9 protein-coding genes are annotated in these 11,947 nt (G+C 66.0%); 2 read left to right on the top strand and 7 right to left on the bottom strand.

Features of this window, described 5'->3' with window-relative positions; translation table 11 throughout:
• Nucleotides 1-91 precede the first annotated feature (91 nt).
• Together AWB65_RS24700 and AWB65_RS24695 are read left to right on the top strand one after the other, a co-directional pair.
• Nucleotides 92-277, top strand: a complete 186-nt coding sequence (locus AWB65_RS24700) for a hypothetical protein (protein WP_087656518.1) — start codon at nt 92-94, stop codon at nt 275-277.
• Nucleotides 278-353: 76 nt separating this feature from the next.
• Entirely contained in the window at nt 354-1,235 is an 882-nt protein-coding gene (locus AWB65_RS24695; RefSeq protein ID WP_087669649.1) for a DMT family transporter, read from the top strand.
• Between the two features lie 22 nt (nt 1,236-1,257).
• Here the strand turns inward: AWB65_RS24695 and AWB65_RS24690 are convergent, their stop codons facing one another.
• The 7 genes from AWB65_RS24690 to AWB65_RS24665 all read right to left on the bottom strand — a co-directional run bounded on the left by AWB65_RS24690 (nt 1,258) and on the right by AWB65_RS24665 (nt 11,878).
• Nucleotides 1,258-1,524, bottom strand: coding sequence for a hypothetical protein (locus AWB65_RS24690; protein ID WP_087669648.1), 267 nt, complete (start codon nt 1,522-1,524; stop codon nt 1,258-1,260).
• Between the two features lie 319 nt (nt 1,525-1,843).
• A complete protein-coding gene (locus AWB65_RS24685; protein WP_235007746.1) occupies nt 1,844-2,392 on the bottom strand; it encodes a hypothetical protein in 549 nt (182 codons plus the stop codon).
• 106 nt (nt 2,393-2,498) lie between these two features.
• Complete coding sequence (locus AWB65_RS24680; RefSeq protein WP_125474189.1) at nt 2,499-6,065, bottom strand: ATP-binding protein; 3,567 nt, start codon at nt 6,063-6,065, stop codon at nt 2,499-2,501.
• An 84-nt stretch (nt 6,066-6,149) separates the two neighbouring features.
• Nucleotides 6,150-6,308: a hypothetical protein gene (locus tag AWB65_RS36415; RefSeq protein WP_159907757.1), complete on the bottom strand. Its 159-nt coding sequence runs from the start codon at nt 6,306-6,308 to the stop codon at nt 6,150-6,152.
• Between the two features lie 56 nt (nt 6,309-6,364).
• Nucleotides 6,365-8,488 carry a catalase HPII gene (gene katE / locus AWB65_RS24675; protein WP_087669646.1) on the bottom strand — a complete coding sequence of 708 codons (2,124 nt, stop codon included), beginning with the start codon at nt 8,486-8,488 and terminating at the stop codon, nt 6,365-6,367.
• Between the two features lie 99 nt (nt 8,489-8,587).
• Complete coding sequence (locus tag AWB65_RS24670; protein ID WP_087669645.1) at nt 8,588-10,273, bottom strand: S10 family peptidase; 1,686 nt, start codon at nt 10,271-10,273, stop codon at nt 8,588-8,590.
• Nucleotides 10,274-10,312: 39 nt separating this feature from the next.
• Nucleotides 10,313-11,878, bottom strand: a complete 1,566-nt coding sequence (locus tag AWB65_RS24665; protein WP_087669644.1) for a S53 family peptidase — start codon at nt 11,876-11,878, stop codon at nt 10,313-10,315.
• Nucleotides 11,879-11,947 lie beyond the last annotated feature (69 nt).

Genomic DNA, 11,947 nt, shown 5'->3' with positions numbered 1-11,947 from the left:
ACCCGTCCGCGCTTGATGCTGTCTTTCCTGCGGGTGCGTAATCGCGGGTCGGTCGGTTGCTAAACTCGGAGTTTTCCTGAAGGGCCCCGCCATGTACAAAAAGGGAATCGTCATCGAGATCCAGTTCCCGCCCGAGCGCCTGAACGACGCCGCCGGCGACCCGTACTGGATCGATCTCACGCTCGACGAAGCCCGTCGCCTTTACGAGCAACTCGCCGCGCGCTTCGCGGGCGATGCCCGCGCGAACCAGCCGCTCGATACTTTTTCGATCGAATAGACGTCGTTGCAGCACTAAACAAGACGGCGCAGCCTGCTCCGCCGATACTTCGGCTTTCCCCGAATGCCTCGCCGTCATGCTTACGTTCCTCGTCGCCGCCGTCTTCGTCTTCCTGTGGTCGACGGGCTTCATCGTCGCCCGGGCGATCACGCCTTACGTCGATCCCAATCTCTATTTGCTCGCACGCTTTTGCGGCACGGCGCTGCTGTTCGTCGCGATTGCGCGGATCGCGCGCGTGCGCTGGCCGCGCGGACGGGACGCCGTGCGGCATCTCTTCGCCGGCGCACTGTTGCAGGGCGTCTATCTCGGCGCGGGATACTGGGCTGTCGCGCAGGGGGTCGGCGCGGGCGTGATGGCCCTGCTCGGCGCGCTGCAGCCGCTCCTGACCGCGGCGATCGCGGCGCGGCTCTTCGGCGAGCGCCTGTCGAGGCGCGCGTGGGCCGGTCTCGCGCTCGGACTCGCGGGCGTCGCGCTCGTACTTTCGCCGAAGATCGCTTCCGGTGGCTCGCAGGCGGTGCACGCGACGGGCGGCGTGCCGCAGTGGTTCGTCGTGACGGTGGCGGTGCTGTCGGTCGTCGCGATCACGGCGGGCACGCTGTATCAGAAGACGTCGCTCGCCAGCGCCGACATCCGCAGCGCGAGCGCGCTGCAGAACATCGGCGCGGCGCTCGTCGCGGGCGTGCTTGCGTGGGCGCTCGGCGAGCACCGCTTCGTGGCGTCGGCGGTGACGTGGCTTTCGCTCGCGTGGGGGATCGTGATGCTGTCGGGCGTTGCGACGACGCTCCTCGTCTGGATGGTCCGGCGCGGCGACGCATCGCGCGCGACGGCGCTGCTGTTTCTCGCCCCACCGCTGGCTGCGGTTGAAAGTTATCTTGCGTTCGGGGAGACGTTGGGTGCGGTGCAGGTAGCGGGGTTCGTCGTCGCGCTGATTGGGGTGATGCTGGCGCGCGCGGGATAGTGGCGTGGTGTTTTTTCGCGCTTCAATGCAATCGCGTCGATGCATCCCCCGCGACGGACGCCCGCGCCTTCAGCGGCACGTCCCGCAGACGCTGATGGCACAGGCGCTGCGCAATCGCCTCGCCGATGTACGGCACGTCGGTGGTCAGCCTGGCTTGCGCGTACGCGTCGGAGGTGCCCGCGCCGTAGACCGTGATTTCCGCTACGTATCCGCCCAGTTCGGTTTCCAGAAAACGCCGGACCTCGGACGCGGCGCAGCGGCGCGGCAGGTTCCAGACGAGCAGATGCATGGCGCTCACCGCTCGCGATAAATACGCCGCGCGATTCGCGCCGGCTGGAGCGCTTTGCGACGGCTCAGGGACGCATAGGCGAGGCTGACGCCGGCGAGCAAAACGGTGAGGGTCAAAGCGGTCATCGCGGCTCCGGAAAATTATTTTAAGACAACTACATGTTAGCCATCTCGACGGCCCTTCGCATGCGACATTTTGACTTTTTGTGTCGGGCGGCGGGAGACGCTTGTAGGGCGGGGATGTGTTTTGACGGGGCGGGTCGGGGACTATTTTTCCGGCGCACTGTCCCGATTATTTTGAGACAGAAACGCAGCGCCGTTCAGGACCCCGTGCAAGTCAAACTCGACAGATTCGGATAGCGATTTGGCCAGTCGCCGGCGATCGCAGCCTGCGCCTGGGCAAGCGTCATATCGCCTGTGCAGACGCAGCGTTTCAGGAATACCGTCAGCCGCTCCTTGCGCCGTTGACCGGAACGCCCTTCCCACGGCCGCAGGTCGAGATTGGCGGCCGCGCTCGGCAGGCCGCCGAGCAGCACGGGCATCCGGTGATCGAGCGCGAATTCCGACGCCACCGCGGCATCGACGCCCCGCTGCTTGAGCAGTCGCTCCTTCTGCCGGATCTGGACGTCGAACGACGGCGACACCCGATCCACGTAACCCGGGACGCAAATCGTATCGACGATCGTCGTCTGCGAGACGCGCGGGTCCAGCCACTCGGCGCGCTGCGCGTAGAGCGGCGCGGCCGCGAGCGCCGCGGCAAGCGCTGCGGCGAGCGCGCGATATCGGGCGGCTGTGCGGCGCGAGGGAGCCGTCGCGCCAGGCGCGCGCTCCGGGCGCGGCGGATGAGCCTCGGTGTGCCTTCGATTCATGCGTCGGATGTAAGCGCGCGGGTTGCACGCGGGGTCATTGGATCGTGGGATCGGATTTTGAGACGGGTGCGGGGTCAATTAAAACACACGCGGGCTTTCGGCCGCCTCACATCACGCGTTGCGACAGCGCGGCGTCGAGCGCGGCACCTCTTTCGATGAACTCGCGGAACGCCGCCGCGACTTGCTCGTCGTCCTCGCCGTTGCGATCGTCGTCGAGTGCGCTTTGGCAGGCGTGCTGCAGCGCGACGCACGCCTGCGCGAACGGCGTTGCGCCGATTACAAACGCCGCGCCCTTCATCCGGTGCGCCGTTTCGCGCAGACGATCGTAGTCGCAGCAGGCGAAGGCGTCGCGGGCATCGTCGAAGTCGTGAGTGTTGGCGGTTTGGAGTGCTTCGACGAGGGTGGCAGCCTGGGGGCCGTAGTTGTCGATCAGGGTGTGGTCGAAGGGGGGCGCGTAGTCTGCTTGTGGGCTTTCGTGGCATTGGGGTTCTGCCAATGGTGGCAAATAGGGCTTCGTTGGTGCGGCCGATTGCGGCTGTGTCCACGATTGCCGCGCCGCCTGGGCGGCATCCGATTGCCACTGCGCGTGCCGTTCCGCTTGGGGCTGCGCGTCTGTCTCCGATTTCGTCGGCAACGCAGACACACCCACAGCCCTCGCCCCCACCGCCAAAACCAACGCCCGCCGAAGCTCCTCCATCCCCACCGGCTTGACGAGACAGGCCGTCATCCCCGCGATGACCGCCTGTGCCGCCATCTCGGGCTGCGCGTCCGCCGTCACGCCGATGATCGGCATCGGCCCATCCGATCCCGCCGCCTCCGCCGCCCGGATCGCGCGCGTCATCTCGACGCCGTCCATCACCGGCATCTGGCAATCGGTGAGGATCAGATCGATATCCGCGCGTTCCGCGCGCCAGCGGGCAAGGCCCTCTGCGCCATCGTTCGCGGTCCGCACCGCGCACCCCAGTTCCGTGAGCTGGCTGCCGAGCACGAGCCGGTTGGCCGGATGATCGTCGACGACGAGCGCGCGCAGGCCTGCGAGCCCCGCTGCGTCCGGCTGCAACGCCGGTTCCGGTGCGACGGGAGCCACCGCCGGCGCCACCGGCAGTACCATGCGCACCGTGAAACAACTCCCGCGCCCCGCCTCGCTCGACACTTCGATCGTGCCGCCCATCATCGTCACGAGCCGGCGGCAGATCGTGAGGCCAAGACCCGTGCCGCCGTACCGGCCGACGGGGTCCGCGTGCGCCTGCACGAACGGCGCGAAAATCGCCGCCTGCTGCGCGGCCGTCATGCCGATGCCGGTATCCGACACCGCGATCAACACCTCGCGTGCACCGTCCACGACATCGCCGGCGCTGTATTGCAGCGTCACGCCGCCCTCGGCCGTGAACTTGATCGCGTTCGACAGCAGGTTGCCGGCCACCTGGCGCAGGCGCTGCGCATCGGCTTCGACCCAGACGGAGCCCGGCGCCCCGCTCTTTTCGATGACGAGCGCAACGCCCTTCCCGCGCGCCGCCGGCCCGTAGATCGCAACGACGCCCGCCGCCCACGCATCGAGTTCGAGCGGCGCGGGCGCCAAGACGAGCCGCTCGGCCTCAAGCTTCGCCACATCGAGAATGTCGTCGATCAGGCCGAGCAGGTCGCGCGCGGCCTGATGCGCGATCGCGAGCGAGCGTTCGGTCGCGGCGCGCTCGCCCGGACTGCGCAATTCGAGTTCCAGCAGGCCGAGGACGGCGTTCATCGGCGTGCGGATTTCGTGGCTCATCGTCGCGAGGAAGGTCGATTTTGCGCGGTTCGCGGTCTCGGCCTCCTCCTTGGACGCGCGCATCGCCGCCTCCGCCGCAACCCGCCGCGCGATCTGCGCGCGCAGCGACACCGCCCAGCCGGTCAGGAGCAACAGCACGCCGAACGCGAGCGCGGCGCCGAGCGCGATCTGCGGGCGGCGCCGCTCCCAGAGCGTCTCGGGATGACCGCCGAGCGACCAGCGGCGACGGATTGCATCGAGTTCGGCGGGCTGCAGGTGATCGAGCGCGCGGTTCATGATGCCGGCGAGCAGCGGCTCGCGCGCCGCGACGAGGAAGCTGTAGGGCACGGGTTCGTCGGAGAAGGCGCCGGTGATCGCGAGCTGTCCGCGATACGCGTTCGCGACGGCGTAGCCGGCGAAAGCCATGTCGGCGACGGCGGCATCCGCGCGGCCCTTCGCCACGGCGGCGAACTGGGCGTCGAAGGTGGGAGTTTCGATGATCTTCGCCTGCGGCAGTCTATCCTGCACCATCGAGGCGACAAAGAGGCCGGCGGGGACGGCGATGCGGGCGTGTTCCAATGCTTCGGCGTCGTGCAGCGGCGCGGCGCCCGCGCGCGTGACGACTACGAAAAAACCTTCGCCGTACGGGCGGGTGTAGAAGCCAGACGGGCCGGAGGCGGTGTTTGTGGCATTTGTGGCGTTCGCGGCTGAAGCGACATTGGTCAAATGCGCGCCTGGCGTGGCGCTCGCGCCGGGCGCAAGAGGCACGACAGTCCCCCGAGCCAGCGGCGTCAACGCTGCGAAGCCATCACGCAGATCCCGGTCGACCTCCTCCGTCGAAGCATGCATGCGCGCCTCGAACCGCAAGCCCGTCAAGCGCGCGACGGCATCGAGCACATCCGCCGCTGATCCCGCCGCGCGCCCGTTCGCGTCGCGAAATGCGAGCGGCGCGGCGCGCGCGAGCGTCGAATAGTGGACGACGGGATGAGCGGCGATCCACGCGCGCTCCTCATCGGTAAAGACGAGCGGCTCGTCGAAACTGACAGCGGTTCCCGTCGCGCCCCAGCGCGCATGGACTTCGAGCAGGAAACGCGGCGGCAGCGCGGCGAGCGCGTGGTCGACATGTTCCCGCAGCGCCGCCGCGTCCGGCCGGCCGGACGCGAATGCGAAGCTGTAGCCGCCTTCGTCGAAGGGCGCGAAGCCGGTGATCGCGAGGCTGGTCAGCGCGAAGTGATCGATCGCGTAAGCCGTCGTGATGTAATCGCCGACGAAAGCATCGGCGTCACCGATCGATACCGCCAGCAGCGCCTCCGCGACGTTACGAAAACCCGTCGGCCGCAGCGCGGGATAGGCGAGGCGCACGCGTTCGGGTGACGTCTGTCCTTCGACGTAAGCGATCCGGCCGGTCGTCGCGTGCTTCTGGCGCGACTCGACATGGACCTGCTTCGTCGGAACGTAAGGGCGCGAAAGGATGACCGGCGGGCCGGCGTCGTTGCCGGTGGCAGTCGTCGCGGTGTCGATCTCGCCGCGCGCGAGAGCGGCCAGCATCGACGGGCGATCGGAATAAATACGCCATTCGAGCGCCATGCCGAGCGACTTGGCGATTTCAACGGCGAAATCGGCTGAGATACCGCGCACGGTGGACTGCATTGCGGCTGCGGCTTGGTAACCGACCCCGGTCCGCGAAGTGGATTGCGGCGACATGCCGGATGCGCCCTGCGGGCCAGACACCGGCGGCGTGTTAGCCGCGCCCTGCGGGCCAGCAACAGCCGGCTGACCACTCAAGTCGAGCGGCGGCACCGCGCCGGGCACCGTGCCCACGACCCACCCGCCCTGCGCCGCCGACGCAAGGCCGCAACGAGCGGCGAAGAACAGCGCGCAAAAAGCGAAACGCGCGCCGCGCAAGGAGAGAAAGGCGAAACGAGACAAGCCGGATGCCTGAAGTGTCGATCCGGCCAGTGTCTCAAATTATTTTGTGGAACGGGAAACGACGATGCCACTGCCCATCGGCTGCTAGTCAGAGGACATCGTGAAAGTCGCAAGCGCCTTGACCGAGCCGCTCGCAAGCGTTCCCGTCGTGCGGACGTAGCGCGCCGTAAGCGGAACAAGCCACTGATCCGACGCGCCGGGCGCGGCGGAATCGGTGCCGAAGAACACTTTCGCGTGGTTCAAATCCCCCGACCGAAGCCAGGGAATTTTTCACACACGTCACCAAGCCAAGCGCCTAATCAAGCCGGCACGCTCTCCGCCTTCTGCGCCCGCGACCAAACGCGATGCTTGCCCAGCGCCTCGATGAACTTCGTCATCACGGTTTTCGCATCGCCGCCGACGCTCACGCCCTCATCTCCCGCCGGAAGGTGCGCGGCGGCCAGAACGTCCTCGCCGTCGCCGATCGCGCCGATCGACTTCAGGTGCTTGAACGCCTCCAGCACGAAATGCCGCGCGTCGCCCGACTCCGACAGCGTCTTCGCGCTGCCCTTCCCGCCCGCGATCACGACGCCGTCGAACATGATCGACGGCATTGCAAGAATGGTCGCGTCGACTTCGATACCGCCGTCGAGCGTCCCGAGCACCGGCGCGATCACCTTCGCGTGCGCGCCCTCGGCCTTGAGCGCGTCCTTGATGGCCTTGATGCTGGCGGCATCGGCGCCCTTCGCGGCGAGGATCGCGACCTTGCGCGTTTTCACCGAAGGCGGTGTTTTCGCGACGATTGACAGCGCAGGCGACTCCGCTACCGACGCCCGGCCGAGTTCATCGGCGCCCGCGCTCTTCTTCGGCACCGGCAAGCCGAGGTTCTCGGCGACACGCGCCACCAGAACGTCGTCGATATTGGCGAGGATGCCGAGTTGCCGCTCGCGGATCGGCTTCCGCTCGACCTTGCTCAACTCGAACGAATACGCACCGACGATGTGATCCTTCTCCGGCTGCGTCATGCTGTTCCAGAAGAGCGTCGCCTGCGAGTAGTGATCGATGAACGACGGGCTGCGCACGCGGATTTTCGAGCCTTCGACGCGCTCCGTATACGTCTCAAAACCGCCTCCCGCCGCTGCCGGCGCCGTTTCCTTCGGCCAGCCGCCGTCGATCGAGTTCGGTTCGTACGAAGCCTGTCCCTTGTCGATCGTCATGCGATGCATCGCGTCGCGCTGGCCGTTATGCAGCGGCGCGATCGGGCGATTGATCGGAATCTCGTGGAAATTCGGGCCGCCGAGACGGCTGATCTGCGTATCGGTATAGGAGAAAAGGCGCCCTTGCAGCAGCGGATCGTTCGAGAAATCGAGCCCCGGCACGATGTGTCCAGGACAGAACGCGACTTGCTCGGTCTCGGCGAAGAAATTGTCCGGATTACGATTGAGCGTCATCTTGCCGATCATCGTGAGCGGCACGAGTTCCTCTGGGATGATCTTGGTCGGATCGAGCAAATCGAACGGGAACTTGTGCTCATCCTCTTCCTCGACGATCTGCACGCCCAGTTCCCACTCCGGGAAATCGCCCATATCGATCGCGTCCCACAGATCGCGGCGATGGAAGTCGCAATCCTTGCCCGCGAGCTTCTGCGCTTCGTCCCAGAGGAGCGACGCGGAGCCGATCGTCGGGCGCCAGTGGAACTTGACGAAACGTCCTTTGCCCTCGGCGTTGACGAAGCGGAACGTGTGGATGCCGAAGCCTTCCATCGTGCGCAGGCTTTTCGGGATGGCGCGGTCGGACATCGTCCAGAGCACCATGTGCGCCGATTCGGGCACGAGCGAGACGAAGTCCCAGAAGGTGTCGTGGGCGGAACCGCCCTGCGGCATTTCGTTATGCGGCTCCGGCTTCACGGCGTGGACGAAGTCGGGAAACTTGATCGCATCCTGGATGAAGAACACCGGCATGTTGTTGCCGACCAGGTCGAAATTGCCCTCTTCGGTGTAGAACTTGACCGCGAAGCCGCGCACGTCGCGCACGGTGTCGGCCGAGCCGCGCGAGCCCTGCACGGTCGAAAAGCGCACGTAGACCGGCGTTTCCTTCGACGGGTCCTGCAGGAACGCGGCTTTCGTCAGCGTGGCCTGCGATTCGTAGACCTTGAACACGCCGTGGGCGGCGGAGCCGCGCGCGTGGACGATCCGCTCGGGGATCCGCTCATGATCGAAGTGCGTGATTTTTTCACGCATGATGAAGTCTTCGAGCAGCGACGGGCCGCGCGGGCCGGCTTTGAGCGTGTTCTGGTTATCGGAAACCTTGACGCCCTGATTGGTCGTCAGGGCCTGATTGGTGGCATCGGAGCGGAATTGTTCGAGGCTCTCAAGCTTCTGATTGGTATTGCTTTGCGACGGGGTGCTGGCGACGGCGCTTGCCGTCTTTTTCGGGGTCGGCATCGGGGGAACTCCAAGGTGACAAATGGCCTGGCGCTTTGGATAGCGTCAGGCCATGAGGCGCAACTTGTGTTCCTGCGGTGCGAACCCTTTCTTCCGAGCCTAACGCTTGACCGCCTCATTCATCTTCGCCGCCGTCATATCCTGCAGCGCGATGATGCGGTTCATCGCGACCGCGTTCGTCGTCGCCGCTTCGTACATCGTTGCGAGGTCTTTTTTCAACTGCGTGCGCGATCCGCCGTCGAGATAAACCATGTGTCCCGACGGATAGAACGTCGCCGACAGATTCTGCCGCACGGTTTTGTCGATCAGCGGCATCTGCTGCAGATCGAGCACCGTCTGGTAGAACGGCGTCACGAAATCATACATCCCGTTCGCCGCGAGCACCTTCAGATCGACGTTCAGCGCCATCACCGCCGCCAGATCGCCCGCCGTGTACAGAATGATATTGCCCTTCGAATCGACGCCCTTCTGCGCGCCCGTCGGGTCCGTGTGCTTGAAATCCCAGTTGAGAAACGCCTGATCGTTGAGATCGGTAAACGAGGATGTCGAGGTAAATTTCAACTGCTCGTTCAGGTAGGAATTCCACATCGACGTGTAGACGCCGCTCACCGCTGTCATCGTCGGATCGTTGCCGCCGGAGTTCGGGTCGATCTTGCCCGCGATCCCGCTCGACACGCCGATCACGCGTCCGTCGTACGAACCGAGCGCCTGACCCTTAGATTTCAGGAGCGTCGTCAGGAAAAGCGAGTTGCCGCGGCTGTCGTAGGCGGCGATATCGAGGCTCCACGCGAGCAGCGTCGCCTTCTCGATGCCGGTGTATTCGGAGAGTTTCTGCACGACGTCATCGTCGGTTTGCGGGAACTTCCGCAGCGCGTTCAGGTAATCCGTGCGCGCGAATTCGGCGACTTCCTCGGCGAACGCCTCCAGATTCGTCGGGCGCGGATGGACGTCGAGCTTCTTGTGATACCACGCGTCGGCAGCGGCGGTCGGCAGCGCGCCGACGGGATTGCCCGCCTGCCGGTAATCCAGGATCGACGATTGCAGCGTAACGCCGTTCAGATCGACGCCATCCTCGTGCAGCCGGTACGCGAGCACGCAACTGCGCGCCGTGCCGTACGACTCGCCGAACAGGAATTTCGGCGAGTTCCAGCGATTGTTCTTCGTCAGATAGCGCTTGATGAACTGCTTGATTGAATCGGCGTCCTGGTCGACGCCCCAGAAATCGCGATTCTTGTTCGGCGCGATTGCCGCCGAATAGCCCGTCCCGACCGGATTGATGAATACGAGATCGCTCTTGTCGATCAGGCTGTCGGGGTTGTCTTCCATTTGGTAGGGCGCCGGCGGCGTGAAGCTCGGCATCGACGTCTTGATGCGGCGCGGCGCGAACGAGCCGAGCAGCACGAATACCGACGACGATCCCGGCCCGCCGTTGTAGAAAAACGTGACGGCGCGCTGCTCGGCCTTCTGGTTGTCCTTCGTGAACGCGACGTAGAACATCTTGGCGTCGGGCTTCGAGCTGCTCGGATCGACCGTGACGAGATGCCCGACCGTCGCGGTATAGGCGATCTTCGCGCCGCCGACCGTCACCGAGTGATGCGTGACGGCGGCGTTCTCGTCGGCTTCGGTGGCTTCGACGGAATCGTCGGGGCCGTTGCCGTAGGCGACCGGATCGAAGTACGGCTGGTCACGCCCGGCTGCTTTTTTCTTCGGCGCCTTCCTGGCCGCTTTCGCCGCCAGTTCCGGCGTCTCGTCGGCGGGGCTTGCTGCAACTGAATCGGAGTTCATCGTCGTCGCTCCTGGTCGTCGTTGTTTTTACTGCGAGGGTTATGCTTTCAAAGCCGCCGCCACCTTCGCGCCGTCCGGGCTGCCGAGTCCCGTGCAGGCATCCCAGCCGGGCGCGGCCGCGAAACTGCCGTTGTCGCCTTGCGTAATGTCGCGGCAGGCCGACGCGCGATACAGCTTCGGGTTGATGAGGCCGGCGGGCTTTCCGCCGATCGCGTTGATGCGCGCGATCAAGGCCGCCCACAGCGGCGCGACGGCGCTCGTGCCGCCAACCACCGTCTCGCTGCCGTCGATCAGCACTTCATAGCCGGTCATCGGCGAGGCGTCGCCGGCGACGTCGGGCACGCCGCGCTTCGTGAGCGGTGCCGTCCCGCCGCCCACACGCGCCACGGACAAACCTTTCTGCCATACCGGCAACGCAAACGTCGCGCTTACACCGCCGCCACCCGCCCCGCCCTGCGCGCCGTCGTTCCAGACGGTTTCCCGCTGAATGCCGCCCGCCGCCGATGCCGCGAGGTTCGTGCCGCCGCACGCGAGCGCGTACGGGCTTGACGCCGGGAAATCGACGTGATCGCGCCCGTCGCCGACGCCATCGCCCGAACCGCTGTCGCCCGAGGCGACGCACACGGTCACGCCGAGCGCGGCGGCCGTCTGCAGCACGTCGTTGAACGCGCTGACCGATTGCGCCGACCACGACGATTCCGGGCCGCCCCAACTGATCGACACGACCGACGGCCGGTTGACCGAATCGTGGATCGCGCGGTTGACGGCATCGACGAAACCGGCGTCGCTGTTCGGCGCGAAATACACGGCGATCACCGCGCCCGGCGCGATCGCCCCGGCTATCTCGATATCGAGCGTGACTTCGCTGTCCGGGCCGTTGGGGTTGCCGGTCGGCGCGTTCTTCGCCTCGTCGACGCCGATCGCGACGACTTTCGGCGCCTTCACGCCGAGCTTCGAGAAATACGCGCCGAGGTCGCTCGCGCGATAGCCGCCGCCTAGTTCGACGATGCCGATGCACTGGCCCGCGCCGTCGCCTTCAGGGAAGCCGTAGAGGCGCGCGAGATCGACGGGAGTAAACGACGTGCCCGCCAGATCGCGCGCCGGCCTGAACGGTGGCCGGAACCGAAAGTGCGGACGCGCCTGCGGACGGCTGTCGAGGCCGAGCACGGCGGTGACCGCGTCGTGCATCTCGTCGGGCACGTTGACGGGGCCGGTGCGCCCGCGATACTCGCCGATGTTGTGATGTTCGAAGCGTTCGAGCTTGACGTCGAACGCCTTCTGGCACTGCTCGATCGTCCCCTTGAGCACGACGCTGCGCGAGCCCCGGTCCGCGCGCACCACCTGAAGGCCGTACTGATGGGCGAATTTCGTGACCTTATCGACGTCCTCCTGCGACGCGCCGAAGCGCTTTTCGAACGCGTCGCGCGCAACGGGCGCGGGCGATTCCCCCGCGTCGATCTTCGCCATCAGCTCGCGAAAGCCTTGCTCATCTTGCCGCCGCAACATCACGACCACTTCGATTTGTTCCGCCGGATCGCAGGCGCCCACGCACTTCGCGCCTTCCGGATCAACCTTGTCGCTGCCGCTTATCGGTTGCTTCGTCATGTGTCGATGGTCCTTGGAGTGGAGCTTCGTTCAATTCTTCGGACATGTCTTATGCCGACGCGGTTCCTG

Origin of the sequence: Caballeronia humi (assembly GCF_001544475.1) — a bacterium.
Taxonomy (GTDB): domain Bacteria; phylum Pseudomonadota; class Gammaproteobacteria; order Burkholderiales; family Burkholderiaceae; genus Caballeronia; species Caballeronia humi.
The sequence above is the reverse complement of the archived record's forward strand: the minus strand, read 5'-3'. Positions and strand labels throughout refer to the sequence as shown.

Bases quoted from the DNA above. Each gene is read 5' to 3' on its own strand.
- AWB65_RS24690 (WP_087669648.1), bottom strand. From the start codon at position 1,524: ATGCATCTGCTCGTCTGGAACCTGCCGCGCCGCTGCGCCGCGTCCGAG.
- katE (WP_087669646.1), bottom strand. From the start codon at position 8,488: ATGCCGACCCCGAAAAAGACGGCAAGCGCCGTCGCCAGCACCCCGTCG.
- AWB65_RS24700 (WP_087656518.1), top strand. From the start codon at position 92: ATGTACAAAAAGGGAATCGTCATCGAGATCCAGTTCCCGCCCGAGCGC.
- AWB65_RS24665 (WP_087669644.1), bottom strand. From the start codon at position 11,878: ATGACGAAGCAACCGATAAGCGGCAGCGACAAGGTTGATCCGGAAGGC.
- AWB65_RS24670 (WP_087669645.1), bottom strand. From the start codon at position 10,273: ATGAACTCCGATTCAGTTGCAGCAAGCCCCGCCGACGAGACGCCGGAA.
- AWB65_RS24685 (WP_235007746.1), bottom strand. From the start codon at position 2,392: ATGAATCGAAGGCACACCGAGGCTCATCCGCCGCGCCCGGAGCGCGCG.
- AWB65_RS24695 (WP_087669649.1), top strand. From the start codon at position 354: ATGCTTACGTTCCTCGTCGCCGCCGTCTTCGTCTTCCTGTGGTCGACG.